The organism is Massilia sp. Root133, assembly GCF_001426525.1.
Classification (GTDB): domain Bacteria; phylum Pseudomonadota; class Gammaproteobacteria; order Burkholderiales; family Burkholderiaceae_D; genus Telluria; species Telluria orientalis.
Map to the genome: position 1 here is coordinate 102,756 of NZ_LMEW01000012.1, position 16,655 is coordinate 119,410.

Sequence of the window (16,655 nt, forward strand, 5' to 3'; positions counted from 1 at the left end):
CGCGCGTGTGGGTTGGGCCGCATTAAACCGACAACTAACCCGACGACCTAAGATCCCGCCTTCAGCCTGCGCCACAACGTCGTCCGGCTGATGCCCAGGTAGCGTGCGGCCGCGTCGCGCTGGCCGTCGAAGCGGGCCAGGACGTCGGCCAGGCTTTCCCCGGCCGGAGAAGGCGCCGCCACCGGAGCGATCGACGGCAGCGTCCCCAGCTCCGGCGCCACCGACAATAAGAACGCGGGCGTCAGCGCCTGCAGCGGCTCGGCGGCGAGGAACAGCGCCAGGCGTTCCATCAGGTTGCGCAGTTCGCGCACGTTGCCCGGCCAGGCATAGGCCTGCAACAGCGGGGCGCACGCCGCGATCTCGGCCGCCAGGTTCGGATGCGGCCGGGCGCTCAGCGCGGCGAGGGCGTTCTTCAGTGCCCACTCGGCCAGTTGCGGGACGTCCTCCGGGCGGGCGCGCAGCGGGGGCAGGGACAGGCGCAACACGGCCAGGCGATAGAACAGGTCGGCGCGGAAGCGCCCCTCGCGGACTCTCGCTTCCAGGTCGCAGTGCGTCGCGCTGATCACGCGCACGTCGATGGGCACCGGGCGCGTGCCGCCCACGCGCATCACTTCGCGTTCCTCGAGCACGCGCAGCAGGCGGGTCTGCAGCGCGAGCGGCATTTCGCCGATCTCGTCGAGGAACAGCGTGCCGCCGTCCGCCGCCTCGAACAGGCCCGCGTGGCCGCCGCGGCGCGCGCCGGTGAACGCGCCTTCCTCGTGGCCGAACAGTTCCGATTCCAGCAGCGACTCGGCGATGGCGCCGCAGTTGACGGCGATGAACGGCCGGTTCGCGCCGCGCCGCGGACTTTCGCGGTGGATGGCCTGGGCGACGAGTTCCTTGCCGCTGCCCGTCTCGCCCTGGATCAGCACCGTCGCCGGCGAACGCGCGTACAGCACGACGGTCTGGCGCAGCCGCTCCATCGCGGCGGAGTCTCCGCGCAGGTCGGCCAGGCCGCGGCGCGCGCGCCGGCTGTCGGTGGCGGCCACGCGCCGTCCGCGTCCGCTTTCGAGACGGGTCAGGCGCGCCATCTCGAGGGCGTCGTCGAACGCGCGCCGGATGGACTCCAGCGAGTACACGAACACCGTCTTGAGGCCCGCTTCCTCGGCCAGGTCGGTGATCAGGCCGGCGCCCACGATCACCTCGACGCCCGCGGCTTTCAACTCGGCGATGCTGGCGCGCGCGTCGTCTTCCGTGACGTACGTGCGCTGTTCGACGGCGAGGCCGAACGTGGCCGCGAACTCGGCCAGTTCCGCCATGGGACGCTGGTAGTGGACGAGGCCGATGCGCGCCGACATGCGCCGCGCGCGCGCGAGGGCCTGCATGACGTCGAAACCGCTCGCCGTCGCGACGACGACCGGCACCGACACGCGTCCTTTCAGGTAGGCGGCATTGGAGCCGGCCGCGATCACGACGTCGCAGTGTTCCGTCGCCATGCGTTCCCGGATGTGGCGCGCGGCCTCGTCGAAGCCCAGGTGCAGCGGTTCGATCTGGGCCAGGTGGTCGTATTCCGGCGTGATGTGGCGGAACAGGTCGGACAGGCGCGACACGGAGACCGTCCAGATGACGGGCTTGCCGGGGCCCTGGTCCGGCGCGGGCGCGGGACGGGTCGGGTAACTCATGTTGCAAGTGTACATGAATGTGCAACGCATGTTTCAACGCGGTTTCACGCTGAAACGGTTGGGCGCAAACATTTCGGCGAGCCGTAAGAATCGGGTAAGGCGGCCCACTTAGGATCGATACCAGCCCGTCAACCTGAGCGGCGCATTACTAGAAGATTGGAGACAAAAGTGGAAGATGACATCGTCCAGCGGGTCAAAGCAGACCCGAATTACCAAAAGCTCGTCAAATCGCGCTCCAGCTACGGCTGGTTGCTGACCTGGGCCGTGATGATCGTGTATTACGGCTTCACGCTGCTCAACGCCTTCGACAAGCAGTTCATGGCCTCGAAGATCGGTGCCGGCGTCATGTCGTGGGGCGTGCCGCTGGGGCTGTTCGTGATCCTGTTCACCGTCGCGGTCACCGGCATCTACGTGCGCCGCGCCAATAGCGAATTCGACGCGCTGACCGACGCCATCCAGCGTAACGCCGCTTCGGGCAAGGACAAGGTGCGCGCATGAAGAACACGTCCCTCATGAAGAGCGCTGCCGCCGCCGCGCTGCTGGCCGCCACCGGCGCCGTCATTGCCGCGCCCGACCTGGGCCAGGCACAGAAACAGCCCACCAACTGGACCGCGATCATCATGTTCGTCGGGTTCGTGATCTTCACCCTGTTCATCACGAAGTGGGCCGCCAAGCGCACCCGTTCCGCCTCCGACTTCTACACGGCCGGCGGTGGCATCACCGGCTTCCAGAACGGCCTGGCGATCGCCGGCGACTACATGTCGGCCGCATCGTTCCTCGGCATTTCCGCGGCCGTGTTCGCCAACGGCTTCGACGGCCTGATCTATGCGATCGGCTTCCTCGTCGGCTGGCCCGTCATCACGTTCCTGATGGCCGAGCGCCTGCGTAACCTGGGCCGCTTCACGTTCGCCGACGTGGCCGCCTACCGCTTCGCGCAGAAGCCGGTCCGCATGTTCGCGGCCTCCGGCACGCTCGTCACCGTGCTGTTCTACCTGATCGCGCAGATGGTCGGCGCCGGCCAGCTGATCAAGCTGCTGTTCGGCCTGGACTACTGGATCGCCGTCGTGATCGTGGGCGCGCTGATGATGGTCTACGTGCTGTTCGGCGGCATGACCGCCACGACCTGGGTGCAGATCATCAAGGCCGTGATGCTGCTGGGCGGCGCCACGTTCATGGCGTTCTCCGTGCTGGCCCTGTACAACTTCAGCCCGGAAGCGCTGTTCGCCAAGGCCGTCGAAGTGCACAGCAAGAAGGATGCGATCATGGGCCCGGGCGGCTTCATCAAGGATCCGATTTCCGGCATCTCGTTCGGCATGGCCCTGATGTTCGGTACCGCCGGCCTGCCGCACATCCTGATGCGTTTCTTCACGGTCCCGAGCGCCAAGGAAGCGCGCAAGTCGGTGCTGTGGGCAACCACCTGGATCGGCTACTTCTACATCCTGACCTTCATCATCGGCTTCGGCGCGATCGTGCTGGTCGGTACGAACCCGGCGTTCAAGGACGCTGCCGGCAAGCTGCTGGGCGGTAACAACATGGCGGCCGTGCACCTCGCCAACGCCGTCGGCGGCGACGTGTTCCTCGGCTTCATCTCGGCCGTCGCGTTCGCAACGATCCTGGCCGTCGTGGCGGGCCTGACCCTGTCCGGCGCCTCGGCCGTGTCGCACGACCTGTACGCCACCGTGGTCAAGAAGGGCCAGCCGGCCCCGGGCAGCGAACTGCGCGTGTCGCGGATCACGACGGTCTTCCTGGGCATTGCCGCCGTGCTGCTGGGTATCGTGTTCGAGAAGATCAACGTGGCCTTCATGGTCTCGCTGGCCTTCGCGATCGCGGCCTCGGCCAACTTCCCGGTGCTGTTCATGTCCGTCCTGTGGAGCAAGTGCACCACCCGCGGCGCGACCGTGGGCGGCTTCCTGGGCCTGGGAACCGCCGTCATCCTGACGCTGCTGTCGAAGTCCGTGTGGGTCGACGTCTTCCACAATGCGCACGAGATCTTCCCGTACACGTCGCCGGCGCTGTTCTCGATGACCGTCGGCTTCGTCGGCGTGTGGCTGTTCTCGGTCACCGACAAGAGCCCGCGTGCCGCCATCGACAAGGCCGGCTACGAAGCACAGGAAGTGCGTTCGGAAACCGGTATCGGCGCCGCAACGGCATCGGCACACTGATGTGAACGTGGGCACGTCTCATTTGGGGCCCCCGGCCCCAAATGCCCACCCTACGGCTGCTGTCTCACGAACCCGCACGCACCCGCGTGCGGGTTTTTTCGTTCATGGCGCCACGTCGCCGGCCTTCTCGGCGAACGGCCGCGCATACTTCACGAGCGAGACCAGCGTCTTGCCCGGCTCCTCGTTGAAGATCTCGTGCGCCGAGTCCTCGAACCACACGAGCTGCTTGGCCGGCGCCTTCACCTTGTCGAACCATTCCGCCGTGGCCGATGCCGACACGTTGTAGTCGTGACGGCCGTTGAAGATCACGATGGGACAGCGGAAGGTCGTGTAGACGCTGAAGTCCTGCGCGAGCACGTCCGTCAGCATGCGGCTGGACGAGAACTCCGTGCCGTCCCACATGGTCTTCAGGTCGGCATCCGTGTATTCCGGCGCCAGCTTCGCGGCCGCCGATTCGGCGTCGAACCCTGTCCGGCCGTACACGGCGCCGCCGTAGCGCGCGAGCCATTTGCGCTGCAGGTACAGATCCTTCAGCACGAGCGGCTTGCCCGGCGCGGCATACGGCGCGATCGAGGCCAGTTCGCGGATCGCGTCCTGGTTGTCGTCCTTGCGCGCCGCGTCCATTGTGTACCGCCAGCCGCGCCGTTCGGATTCCATCGCATCCGTGACCTGGCCGATGCCGATGTACGCGTGCAGCCAGTCCGGATGGCGTTGCGCGAGCTGGATGCCGAGCGACGACCCCCACGAGTGGCCCAGCACGAAGATGCGGTCCTTGCCGAATTCCTTGCGCAGGAACGCGACCATCTCTTCGGCGTCGGCCAGCATCCGGGCGCGCGTCATCGTGGGGGCGATCTGCGCCGGGTCGTTGGCGGCATACGTCTTGCCGGCGCCGCGCTGGTCCCATTGCACGACCGTGAAATATTCTTCCCAGCCGCGCTGGAAATACCAGCTCGTCGGCATCGCGACATAGCCCGGGCCGCCGTGCAGGAACAGCAGCACGGGATTGCGCCGGTCCGTGCCGCGCACGCTGATCCATTGGGCTATGCCGCCGATGCGTACTGCCCGTGTCTGTTCGATGCCTTGCGGCGTGACGATGCGGCGCATGCCGGCGATGATGTTCACCGCTTCCGCGCGGCTGTCCGGGCCGGCAGCGGCGGCGGACGTGGTGATGGACAGGCCGGCCAGCAGCGCGGCGCACAGCCTGGATGAGCGTTTTAACATGGTGGTCCTCGTCTTTGTCGATGTGGTGGTGGCGGGTCGCGCGCAGTGTGTTCAGTTTCGTTCGATGTGTCAACACTGTTTCATTTTGAAACGCGATGAAACGTGTCATGACCGGGCGAACCACCCAACCCCTTGAATATCCGGGCTGTCTAGGCTGCCGCGTGAGTGGCACGGTCCTTGCAATCCCATAGGCCACCATCACAGAACGCATCATGAAAGGGTAGGACATGAGCCAACAATCCGCCGGCGCCAAATTCCGCCAGGCCGTCCAGGAAGAACATCCGCTGCAGGTCATCGGCGCCATCAACGCCAACCACGCGCTGCTCGCCAAGCGGGCCGGCTACCGTGCGATCTACCTGTCGGGCGGCGGCGTCGCGGCCGGATCGCTGGGCCTGCCGGACCTCGGCATCTCCGGTCTCGAAGACGTGCTGATCGACGTGCGCCGCATCACCGACGTGTGCGACCTGCCGCTGCTCGTCGACATCGACACCGGTTTCGGTTCGTCGGCGTTCAACGTCGCGCGCACCGTCCGCTCGCTGATCAAGGCCGGCGCGGGTGCCTGCCACATCGAGGACCAGGTCGGCGCCAAGCGCTGTGGCCACCGTCCGGGCAAGGAAATCGTCACCCAGGGCGAGATGGTCGACCGCGTGAAGGCCGCCGTCGACGCGCGCACCGACGACAACTTCGTCATCATGGCGCGCACGGATGCGCTGGCCGTCGAGGGTCTGGACAAAGCCGTCGAGCGCGCGGTCGCGTGCGTGGAGGCGGGCGCCGACATGATCTTCCCGGAAGCGATCACGAGCCTGGAGATGTACGCGCAGTTCAAGAAGGCGGTCAAGGTGCCGATCCTCGCGAACATCACGGAATTCGGCGCGACGCCGCTGTTCACCGTGGACGAGCTGCGCGGTGCCGACGTCGACATCGTGCTGTACCCGCTGTCCGCGTTCCGCGCGATGAACAAGGCCGCGGAAAACGTTTATGAAGCCATCCGCCGCGACGGCACGCAGAAGAACGTCGTCGACACGATGCAGACCCGCGCCGAACTGTACGAGCGCATCGATTACCACAGCTACGAACAGAAGCTCGACGCTCTGTTCGCCCAGAATAAATCCAAATAAAGGAGACGCAAATGACCGACGTGAAGACCGATACGCCCACCTTCAAACCGAAGAAATCCGTCGCGCTGTCCGGCGTCGCCGCCGGCAATACCGCCCTGTGCTCCGTGGGCCGCTCCGGCAACGACCTGCACTACCGCGGCTACGACATCCTGGACGTGGCGGGCAACAGCGAGTTCGAGGAAATCGCCTACCTGCTCGTGCACGGCAAGCTGCCGAACGAGGCGGAGCTGCGCGGCTACAAGGCCAAGCTGAAATCGCTGCGCGGCCTGCCGCACGCCGTGAAGGCCGCGCTGGAAGCGCTGCCGGCCGGCGCGCATCCGATGGACGTGATGCGCACGGGCGCGTCGGTGCTGGGCTGCGTGCTGCCGGAAAAGGACGACCACAACATCGCCGGCGCGCGCGACATCGCCGACCGCCTGATGGCGTCGTTCGGCTCGATGCTGCTGTACTGGTACCACTACAGCCATAATGGCAAGCGCATCGACGTGGAGACGGACGACGATTCGATCGGCGGCCACTTCCTGCACCTGCTGCACGGCTTCAAGCCGTCCGACGAGTGGGTCAAGGCGATGCACACGTCCCTGATCCTGTACGCGGAACACGAGTTCAACGCGTCGACGTTCACCGGCCGCGTCATCGCCGGCACCGGTTCCGACATCTATTCCGCGATCACGGGCGCGATCGGCGCGCTGCGCGGTCCGAAGCACGGCGGCGCCAACGAGGTGGCGCTCGACATCCAGAAGCGCTACGAGAACGCGGACGAGGCGGAAGCCGACATCCGCAACCGCGTGGCGAACAAGGAAGTCGTCATCGGCTTCGGCCACCCGGTCTACACGATCTCCGACCCGCGCAACAAGGTGATCAAGGAAGTGGCGCGCACGCTGTCGCAAAGCGCCGGCTCGATGAAGATGTTCGACATCGCCGAGCGCCTCGAATCCGTGATGTGGGAAGTGAAAAAGATGTTCCCGAACCTCGACTGGTTCTCGGCCGTCTCGTACCACATGATGGGCGTGCCGACGGCGATGTTCACGCCGCTGTTCGTCATCTCGCGCACGTCCGGCTGGTCCGCGCACATCATCGAGCAGCGGATCGACAACAAGATCATCCGCCCGAGCGCGAACTATGTCGGTCCGGAAGACCTGACCTTCGTGCCGCTGGCCGAGCGCAAGTAAACATACATGCGGCCCGAACACCGTCGTTCCCGCGCAGGCGGGAACCCAATTACGTCGCGTACCGGCGGACTGAAATTGGATCCCCGCCTTCGCGGGGAAGACAGTGCCAGGGCCGCGGACTACGGAGTCGCAAAATGAACAGCCATTATCGCAAGCCCCTGCACGGCACGAACCTCCATTACTTCGACGCGCGCGCCGCCGTCGAGGAGATCCAGCCCGGCGCCTGGGACACGCTCCCGTACACCTCGCGCGTGCTGGCCGAAAACCTCGTGCGCCGCTGCGATCCCGTCGCGCTGGTGCCGTCGCTGACGCAGATCATCGAGCGCAAACGCGACCTCGATTTCCCGTGGTTCCCCGCGCGCGTCGTCTGCCACGACATCCTCGGCCAGACGGCCCTCGTCGACCTGGCCGGCCTGCGCGACGCCATCGCACAGGAGGGCGGCAATCCCGCGCTCGTGAATCCCGTCGTGCCGACGCAGCTCGTCGTCGACCACTCGCTCGCCGTCGAATGCGGGGGCTTCGATCCGGACGCGTTCGCGAAGAACCGCGCCATCGAGGACCGCCGCAACGAGGACCGCTTCGACTTCATCGAATGGACCCGCAAGGCGTTCGAGAACGTCGACGTGATCCCGCCGGGGAACGGCATCCTCCACCAGATCAACCTGGAGCGCATGAGCCCCGTCGTGCAGGTGAAGGATGGCGTGGCATTCCCCGACACGCTCGTCGGCACCGACTCGCACACGCCGATGGTCGATGCGCTGGGCGTCATCGCGATCGGGGTCGGCGGCCTGGAAGCGGAAAGCGTCATGCTGGGCCGCGCGTCGTACATGCGCCTGCCGGACATCGTCGGCGTCGAGCTGACCGGCAAGCCGGGCCCCGGCATCACCGCGACCGACATCGTGCTGGCGCTGACGGAATTCCTGCGCAAGTCGAAAGTGGTGTCCGCCTACCTCGAGTTCTACGGTGAAGGCGCCGCGAATCTCACGCTGGGCGACCGCGCGACGATTTCCAACATGGCGCCGGAATACGGTGCGACCGCGGCGATGTTCGCCATCGACGAGCAAACCATCAAGTACCTGAAGCTGACGGGCCGCGACGACGACCTGGTCAAACTGGTCGAGCTGTATGCGAAGGAAACGGGCCTGTGGGCCGACACGCTCGCGCACGCGCAGTACGAGCGCGTGCTGAGCTTCGATTTGTCGACCGTCGTGCGCAACATCGCCGGCCCGTCGAACCCGCACAAGCGCGTGGCGACGTCGGAGCTGGCGCAGCACGGCATCACGGGTACGGTCGAGAACGAGCCGGGCAAGATGCCCGACGGCGCCGTCATCATCGCCGCCATCACGAGCTGCACGAACACGAACAACCCGCGCAACATGGTGGCCGCAGGTCTCATCGCGCGCAACGCGAACGCACGCGGGCTCGCGCGCAAGCCGTGGGTGAAGTCGTCGCTCGCGCCGGGCTCCAAGGCCGTGCCGCTGTACCTGGAGGAAGCGGGGCTGTTGCCGGAACTCGAAAAGCTGGGCTTCGGCGTGGTCGCCTTCGCGTGCACCACCTGCAACGGCATGTCCGGTGCGCTGGACCCGGCGATCCAGCAGGAGATCGTCGAGCGCGACCTGTACGCGACCGCGGTCCTGTCGGGCAACCGCAATTTCGACGGCCGCATCCACCCGTATGCGAAGCAGGCGTTCCTCGCGTCGCCGGCGCTCGTCGTCGCGTACGCCATCGCGGGCACGATCCGCTTCGACATCGAGAAGGACGTGCTGGGCATCGATGCCGACGGCAAGCCGGTGCGCCTCGCGGACATCTGGCCGAGCGATGCGGAGATCGACGCCGTCGTCGAGCGCGCCGTGAAGCCGCAGCAGTTCCGCAAGGTGTACGACATCATGTTCGCGCGCCGCGAAGGCGGAGACGGTGCCGTGGCGCCGCTGTACGACTGGCGCCCGATGAGCACCTACATCCGCCGTCCGCCGTACTGGGAAGGCGCGCTCGCCGGTGAGCGTACTTTGACCGGCATGCGTCCGCTGGCGGTCCTGGGCGACAACATCACGACGGATCACCTGTCGCCGTCGAACGCGATCATGCTGAACAGCGCCGCGGGCGAATACCTCGCGAAGATGGGCCTGCCGGAAGAGGATTTCAACTCGTACGCGACGCACCGCGGCGACCACCTGACGGCGCAGCGCGCCACGTTCGCGAATCCGACGCTGAAGAACGAGATGGTGCGCAACCCGGACGGCAGCGTGCGTGCCGGTTCGCTCGCGCGCATCGAGCCGGAAGGCACCGTGACCCGCATGTGGGAAGCGATCGAGACGTACATGGAGCGCAAGCAGCCGCTGATCGTGATCGCCGGTGCCGACTATGGCCAGGGCTCGTCGCGCGACTGGGCCGCGAAGGGCGTGCGGCTGGCCGGTGTGGAAGCCATCGCGGCCGAAGGCTTCGAACGCATCCACCGCACGAACCTCGTCGGCATGGGCGTGCTGCCGCTGGAATTCCAGCCGGGCACCACGCGCCTCACCCTCGGGATCGACGGCACGGAGACGTTCGACGTCGTGGGCGCGCGCACGCCGCGCGCGACCCTCACGCTGGTCATCCATCGCCGCAGCGGCGAAACGGTCGAGGTGCCGGTGATCTGCCGTCTCGACACGGCCGAAGAAGTGTCGATCTACGAGGCGGGTGGAGTGCTGCAGCGGTTTGCGCAGGACTTCCTCGCGTCTTCCAAAGTCGCGGCATAAAAACACCGTCGCCCCTGCCTTCGCGGGGACGACGGGCTAGGGACAACACTCATGACTCACGTACCCCAAATCAAAATCCCCGCCGTCTACATGCGCGGCGGCACGAGCAAAGGCGTGTTCTTCCGCCTGCAAGACCTGCCGGAAGCCGCGCAAGTCCCGGGCGAGGCGCGCGACAACTTCCTGCTGCGCGTGATCGGCAGCCCCGACCCGTACGCGAAGCACATCGACGGCATGGGCGGCGCCACGTCCAGCACGAGCAAGACCGTGATCGTCGCGCCGTCCTCCCGTCCCGGCCACGACGTGGACTACCTGTTCGGCCAGGTCGCCATCGACAAGCCGTTCGTCGACTGGAGCGGCAACTGCGGCAACCTGTCGGCCGCGATCGGCCCGTACGCCATCGCCAACGGCTTCATCGATCCCGCGCGCATCCCCGACAACGGGACCGTCGTCGTGCGCATCTGGCAGGTCAACATCGGCAAGACGATCGTCGCCCACGTGCCCATCGCGGACGGGCAGGTGCAGGAGACGGGCGACTTCGAGCTCGATGGCGTCACGTTCCCGGCGGCCGAGGTCCAACTGGAATTCATGGACCCCGCGGCCGAAGAAGGGGAGGGCGGCGGCGCGATGTTCCCGACCGGGAACCTGGTCGACGACCTGGAGGTGCCTGGTGTCGGCACCCTGAAGGCGACGCTGATCAACGCGGGCATCCCGACCGTCTTCGTGAACGCCGCCGACATCGGCTACACGGGCACGGAGCTGCAGGATGCGATCAACGGCGACCCGAAGGCGCTGGCGATGTTCGAGACGATCCGTGCCTACGGCGCCATGCGCATGGGCCTGATCGCGCACGTCGAGGAAGCCGCGCGCCGCCAGCACACGCCGAAGGTGGCGTTCGTCGCGCCGCCGGCAGCCTATACCGCGTCGAGCGGCAAACAGGTGGAGGCGGGCGACATCGATCTGCTCGTGCGCGCCCTGTCGATGGGCAAGCTGCACCATGCGATGATGGGCACGGCGGCCGTCGCCATCGGCACGGCGGCCGCGATCCCGGGCACGCTTGTGAGCCTCGCCGCGGGCGGCAGGGCGCACGAGGCGGTGCGGTTCGGCCATCCGTCCGGCACCTTGCGCGTGGGCGCCGAGGCGCGCCAGGAGGACGGCGACTGGATCGTCAAGAAGGCGGTGATGAGCCGCAGTGCGCGCGTGCTGATGGAAGGTTGGGTGCGCGTGCCGGGCGACGCCTTCTGAGACCGTTGCTGCGCCGCGTCACACGCGGAAATTCATCTTTCCCGAACGATAAATCAGGTGGGTTTTCGGCTATGATCCATCCAAAAATCGACATAGCGCCTTGTCAATAGGCGCGCTAGGGACAGAGGGATGGATCGGGGAACGAGCATAGCGGCCTTGGTGGCCGACGCATTGGCATTGATCGCCGCGCCGGCCTGCGCCTGCGACGGCGAGGGCACCATCTGGGCCGCGAACGCGGCGCTGGCCGAACTGGCCGGCGGCGACGTGGTGGGGCGGCCGCTGGTGTCGCTGTTCTGCCCGCGTACGGCGGCGGCGATGGCGGTCGAGATCCGCCTGTCGCAGTCCGGCGAACGCCGCTGGGACGGTTTGATCGAACACGGCGCCACCGGCCGGCCCGTCGAGGTACGCGCGAAGCCACTGTCCCCGGAGGGCGCCACCTTCGTCTTCGGCGACGTGCTCACGTTCGGCGACGGCCAGGCCGCGCTGCGCGGGCGCCTGCTGGAACAGGCCGCGGTCGTCGAGCATGCGCCGGTCGGCATTGCCGTCACGTTGCCCGACCTGGTCAAGTCGTGCAATCCGCGCATGGCGGAGATGCTGGGCTATGCGCCGGAAGAACTCATCAACCACAGCCCGGCCCGGGTGTTCGCCTCGCGCGCCCAGTACGAGGCGTTCATCGGCGAGGCCGTCGTCGTGCTGACGGCCGGCAGCCTGTTCGAAAAGAGCGAGGTGCCGCTGCGGCGGCGCGACGGCAGCACGATCTGGTGCCGCATCCGCGCCAAGGCCGTCGACATGAGCGCACGCGAGGCGGGCACCGTGTGGATCGTGGAAGACGTCACGGAAGCGCGCCAGGCGTTCACCGAGATCCAGTCGATCATGACCAATGCCACGATCGGGATCTTCTTCACGCGCGCCCGCACCATCACGCGCTACAACCACTGTTTCGGCTCGATGTTCGGCTATTCCCCCGGCGAGGTGCTGGGCCGTTCGACGCGCGTGCTGTATGCCGACGACGCCGCGTTCGAGGCAATGGGCCGCACCGCGTACGGCGTGCTGGCGCTGGGCGGTTCGTTCAAGACCGAGACGACGATGGTGCGCCGCGACGGCACGCGGATGTGGGTGAACATGATCGGCTACGCCGTCAATCCCGAGGAACTGGGCACCGGGACGATGATCTGGATGATCGAGGACCGCACCGGCCAGAAGGCGGCCGAGGAATCGCTGCGCAACGCGCTGCTGGAAAACCAGGCGATCCTCGACAACGCCGTGCTGGGCATCGCGGTCGTCGAGAAGGGCCGGACCCTCCATTGCAACCGCAAGATGGAAGAATTGTTTGGCCACCAGGGCGGCAGCATCGAGGGACTGCCGGTGCGCGAGCTGTATCCCGACGACGCGGGCTGGATCGCCGCGCGCGAGCAGACGCGGCGCGATTTCGAGGCGGGCCGCGTGCACATGGCCGAGTACGAACTGGTGCGGCGCGACGGCAAGCGCTTCTGGGCGCGCTTGTCGGGCCGCCCGTTCGACATGGCGGACCGGGGCGGGCGCAGCGTCTGGCTGATCGACGACGTCACCGCCCAGCGCGAGGCGGCGGACGCGCTGCGCCGCGCGCGCGACGAGCTCGAAGTGCGCGTGCAGGAACGCACGGCGGAGCTGCAGGCCGAGATCGTCGAGCGGCGCCAGGCCGAGGCGCGCGTGCACCACATGGCGTACCACGACGCGCTCACGGGCCTGCCGAACCGCGCGCTGCTGTCCGACCGCCTGGACCGCGCGCTGCTGTCGGTCCGGCGCGACGGCATGAAGCTGGCCTTGCTGTTCATCGACCTGGACCGCTTCAAGACCATCAACGATTCCCTCGGCCACCTGGCGGGCGACCACCTGCTGAAGGAAGTCGCGCAGCGCCTGTGCCGCGTCGTGCGCGCCAGCGACACCGTCGCGCGCCTGGGCGGCGATGAATTCGTCGTGCTGGTGCCGGGCGTGCGCGCGGCCGAGGAGTGCGGCCTCGTGGGCGACAAGATCATCGCGGCGCTGGCGGCGCCCATCGAATTCGAAGGCCACAGCCTGCACATCTCGCCGTCGATCGGCATCTGCCTGTACCCGGACGACGGCGATGATGCGGCGGGCCTGATGCGCAAGGCCGACGCCGCGATGTATTACGCCAAGGCGGCGGGCCGCAACAATTACCAGTTCTACGCGGAGCCGATGAACGCGGCGGCCGCGCGCCATTTCGAGATGGAGACGCGCCTGCGCGGCGCGCTGCTGCGCGAGGAATTCGTGCTGTTCTACCAGCCGATCGTGGACGTGCGCGACGGCCGCGTGCACGGCCTGGAAGTGCTGCTGCGCTGGCGCCATCCGGAGCAGGGCCTCGTGGCGCCCGACGACTTCATCCCGATCCTGGAAGAGAACGGCCTGATCGTGCCGGTCGGCGAATGGGTGATCCGGCGCGCCTGCGAACAATCGATGGCCTGGCAGCGCGCGGGCCTGCCGGCGCTGCCGCTCGCGGTGAACCTGTCCGCGCGCCAGTTCATGCACCGGGGCCTGATCCAGTCGATCCGCGCCATCGTCGACGACACCGGCATCGAGCCGGGCCTGCTGGAATTCGAGATCACGGAAACGGCGCTGATGCAGCACGGCGGCCAGACGCCGGAGACGCTGGGCCAGATCTACCGCATGGGCATCCGCCTGTCGATCGACGATTTCGGCACCGGCTATTCGAGCCTGGCGTATCTGAAGCGCTTCCCGGTCCGCAAGATCAAGATCGACCGTGCCTTCGTGCGCGACCTCGAGACGAGCAGCGAGGACCAGGCCATCGTCGCGGCCATCATGGCGCTCGCGGGGAGCCTCGGCATGGCCGTCGTGGCGGAGGGTGTCGAGAACGAGGCGCAGCTGGCGCTGCTGCGCCGGCACGGGTGCCAGTATGCCCAGGGCTACCTGTTCGCGCGGCCGCTGGATGCCGCTGCCGTGCCGGCCCTGCTGGATTAAAGGAGCGTCGCGATCACCGGCGTGTGATCGGACGGCTGCTCCCACTTGCGCGGTTCGCGGTCGATGACGCACGCCTCGCAGCGCTTGGCGAGCGCCTGCGACAGCAGGATGTGGTCGATGCGCAGGCCGCGGTTGCGGCGGAACGCCATCTGGCGGTAGTCCCACCAGCTGTACTGCTTCTCGGGCTGCTCGAATAACCGGAACGCGTCGACGAGACCGAGGCCGCACAGTTCGCGCAGCTGCTCGCGTTCCAGGTCGGAGCAGTGGATCTGGCCGGCCCACAGTTCCGGATCGTGCACGTCGCGGTCTTCGGGCGCGATGTTGTAGTCGCCCAGGATCGCGAACTGTTCGTGGATCGCGAGCTCTGCGCCGACCCAGGTGCGCAGCGCGGCCAGCCAGCCCATCTTGTAGGCGTATTTGTCGGAGCCGACGGCCTGGCCGTTCGGCACGTAGGCGCAGATGAAACGCACGCCGCCGATGGTGGCGGCGATCAGGCGCTGCTGCTCGTCCTGGTAATGCGGGTTGTTGCGCACGACGTCGGCGATGGGGAGGCGCGACAGGATCGCCACGCCGTTGTACGTTTTCTGGCCGCTGAACACGACTTCGTAGCCGGCCTCGTTGATCGCGGCGACGGGGAATTTGTCGTCGGTGAGCTTGGTCTCCTGGATGCAGAGGACGTCGACGGGGTTGGCGGCGAGCCATTGGAGCAGGTGCGGCAGCCGCACTTTCAGCGAGTTCACGTTCCAGGTTGCGATTTTCATGGGCTATCTTGGTGCGGAGGCCGGACCGTCCGGCACAATCCGGGCAGTATCGTGTCTTTGAATCATTCTTGCAACATACGTTGGCCTCTGAAGCCATGACACGATTGTCATTATTTGTTTCGATTGCAACAAAGATGTCGTAAAATTATTGTCCGTGGAGTAAAAAATCGTAACGACGCTGGAAAGTTGCGCCGAACTGTGACAAGATGTAACAATCACAGCAAGAGACGGGACATTTACGTATTGTCTCCTTCTCGAAAGAAAAAAATTGCAGTAGGCCAACTTTGGTTGTACTATTGGCATATTGCTCTGGAACCAATTATTCAACAGCAATTCGTTGCATTGATCAGATGGTTGCCGTGGTCGGTCGAGCGGCCGGCTTAGGCAGGTGTGTACGATCGCGGATCCGAGAGCAGGATTTGCACACAGCTTTGTAAAGGACAACAATGCGCCAAGCATTTGAAGCATGGGCCCAACGCGATGGCCACATTGTCCGGCGTCGTGAAGACAAGCCGGAAGAGTACCTCGTGTACGAAACCCAACGCCGCTGGCTGATCTGGCAGGCCGCGCTGGCACACGGACAAAAGACTGCGGCCGAAGCGCCGCAGAAATTCGCGCCGTCCGAGAACCAGCCGCAGAAGATGCAGGCCGACGAGGCGAGCGTGCGCAATCGCGTCCTCAACGAGGTGCTGGACGCGTTCAGCGAACTGGATGACAACGCCGGCATCGAAGGCATCGTCAAGGTCATCCAGAACCTCAAGAAGAGGAATCGCGCCACGGCCGAAGAAAAGGCCTGATGCGCTACCGCCACTACAAGGGCGGTCTGTACGACGTGGTCTGCGAGGCTGTCCTCGAGGCGGACCACACGGCCGTGATCGTGTATCGCGGGCAGGACGGCAAGACCTGGGTCCGCCCGCGGGATGCATTTTTCGGACTGGTCGACGTGGACGGGAAGCGCATGCCGCGCTTCGCGCCCATCGACCCGGTGCCGGCCGCGGTTTAGCAACGCCATCCCGGCGACCCTGGGATGCGCTTCGCCTCATGTCTTTCCGATTGCCGCCGTAAACGGGTGGTAAGCATTCCCGGTGAAGACATGTCCCTGATTTTTTTTCGTACCGCCTGCATCGGCGCGCTGAGCACCGCCATGGCCGGCTGCGTGACGGCGCCTGCCGAAACCCCCACACAACAGCTGGAAGTTCACACCATCCTCGACCACCGCGAGGTGAAGGGTGTCGGCTGCGTGCTGTCCAACGCGGCGGGGCGCTGGTTCGTCGTGACGCCGGCACGGGTCACGGTCGAGCGCAGCAGGAGTCCCCTGACGATCGACTGCGCGCGCGACGGCACGGGCAGCGCGCGCGAAGTCGCCGACGCGCACGCCACTTCGTTCTTCGACACCGACCGGCTGATCGGCAACGTCATCGTCAGCGCCGGGGGCGACGGCTACGTCAATCCGTACGACGGCAACGGCGTCGCCTACCAGTCCACCCTGACCGTGCTGATGCGGCCCGCGGTGCCGCGCGCGCGAGCGGCGGAGTCGGCGGCGCCCGGCAACGTCGTGTTCTGATGCCCGGATAAGAAACGGACGCCCGCGGGCGTCCGTCGTGCGC

13 protein-coding genes are annotated in these 16,655 nt (G+C 66.6%); 10 read left to right on the forward strand and 3 right to left on the reverse strand.

What is annotated here, in order from left to right; all coding sequences use genetic code 11:
* Positions 1-47: 47 nt before the first annotated feature.
* Positions 48-1,661, reverse strand: coding sequence for a propionate catabolism operon regulatory protein PrpR (prpR, locus tag ASD28_RS11175; RefSeq protein ID WP_056127112.1), 1,614 nt, complete (start codon positions 1,659-1,661; stop codon positions 48-50).
* 168 nt (positions 1,662-1,829) lie between these two features.
* Between prpR and ASD28_RS11180 the strand changes: the two genes are divergently transcribed.
* A complete protein-coding gene (locus ASD28_RS11180) occupies positions 1,830-2,159 on the forward strand; it encodes a DUF485 domain-containing protein (protein WP_056127114.1) in 330 nt (109 codons plus the stop codon).
* On the forward strand, positions 2,156-3,823 hold the full coding sequence (locus tag ASD28_RS11185; RefSeq protein WP_229412192.1) for a cation acetate symporter: 1,668 nt from the start codon (positions 2,156-2,158) through the stop codon (positions 3,821-3,823). Before ASD28_RS11180 ends, ASD28_RS11185 begins: the two co-directional genes overlap by 4 nt.
* Positions 3,824-3,925: 102 nt before the next feature.
* On the opposite strand, the gene ASD28_RS11190 is transcribed toward ASD28_RS11185, so the two are convergent.
* Positions 3,926-5,044, reverse strand: coding sequence for an alpha/beta fold hydrolase (locus ASD28_RS11190; protein WP_056127116.1), 1,119 nt, complete (start codon positions 5,042-5,044; stop codon positions 3,926-3,928).
* A 227-nt stretch (positions 5,045-5,271) separates the two neighbouring features.
* Between ASD28_RS11190 and prpB the strand changes: the two genes are divergently transcribed.
* The 5 genes from prpB (at position 5,272) to ASD28_RS11215 (ending at position 14,287) form a co-directional block, all read left to right on the forward strand.
* Positions 5,272-6,162, forward strand: a complete 891-nt coding sequence (gene prpB / locus ASD28_RS11195) for a methylisocitrate lyase (RefSeq protein ID WP_056127118.1) — start codon at positions 5,272-5,274, stop codon at positions 6,160-6,162.
* Positions 6,163-6,173: 11 nt separating this feature from the next.
* Entirely contained in the window at positions 6,174-7,334 is a 1,161-nt protein-coding gene (prpC, locus tag ASD28_RS11200; protein ID WP_056127120.1) for a 2-methylcitrate synthase, read from the forward strand.
* 134 nt (positions 7,335-7,468) lie between these two features.
* The gene (acnD, locus tag ASD28_RS11205; RefSeq protein WP_056127123.1) at positions 7,469-10,069 is read left to right on the forward strand and encodes a Fe/S-dependent 2-methylisocitrate dehydratase AcnD; all 2,601 of its coding nucleotides are present in this window, start codon (positions 7,469-7,471) and stop codon (positions 10,067-10,069) included.
* Positions 10,070-10,120: 51 nt separating this feature from the next.
* The gene (prpF, locus tag ASD28_RS11210; protein WP_056127124.1) at positions 10,121-11,311 is read left to right on the forward strand and encodes a 2-methylaconitate cis-trans isomerase PrpF; all 1,191 of its coding nucleotides are present in this window, start codon (positions 10,121-10,123) and stop codon (positions 11,309-11,311) included.
* 159 nt (positions 11,312-11,470) lie between these two features.
* The gene (locus tag ASD28_RS11215) at positions 11,471-14,287 is read left to right on the forward strand and encodes an EAL domain-containing protein (RefSeq protein ID WP_229412191.1); all 2,817 of its coding nucleotides are present in this window, start codon (positions 11,471-11,473) and stop codon (positions 14,285-14,287) included.
* On the opposite strand, the gene xth is transcribed toward ASD28_RS11215, so the two are convergent.
* The gene (xth, locus tag ASD28_RS11220) at positions 14,284-15,048 is read right to left on the reverse strand and encodes an exodeoxyribonuclease III (RefSeq protein ID WP_056127127.1); all 765 of its coding nucleotides are present in this window, start codon (positions 15,046-15,048) and stop codon (positions 14,284-14,286) included. The genes ASD28_RS11215 and xth overlap by 4 nt on opposite strands.
* Before the next feature lie 446 nt (positions 15,049-15,494).
* On the opposite strand from xth, the gene ASD28_RS11225 reads away from it, so the two are divergent.
* The 3 genes from ASD28_RS11225 to ASD28_RS11235 all read left to right on the forward strand — a co-directional run bounded on the left by ASD28_RS11225 (position 15,495) and on the right by ASD28_RS11235 (position 16,612).
* Complete coding sequence (locus tag ASD28_RS11225) at positions 15,495-15,845, forward strand: hypothetical protein (RefSeq protein WP_056127129.1); 351 nt, start codon at positions 15,495-15,497, stop codon at positions 15,843-15,845.
* Entirely contained in the window at positions 15,845-16,051 is a 207-nt protein-coding gene (locus ASD28_RS11230; protein ID WP_056127131.1) for a DUF1653 domain-containing protein, read from the forward strand. Before ASD28_RS11225 ends, ASD28_RS11230 begins: the two co-directional genes overlap by 1 nt.
* Before the next feature lie 90 nt (positions 16,052-16,141).
* Positions 16,142-16,612, forward strand: coding sequence for a hypothetical protein (locus tag ASD28_RS11235; protein WP_229412190.1), 471 nt, complete (start codon positions 16,142-16,144; stop codon positions 16,610-16,612).
* The last annotated feature ends 43 nt before the right edge of the window (positions 16,613-16,655 follow it).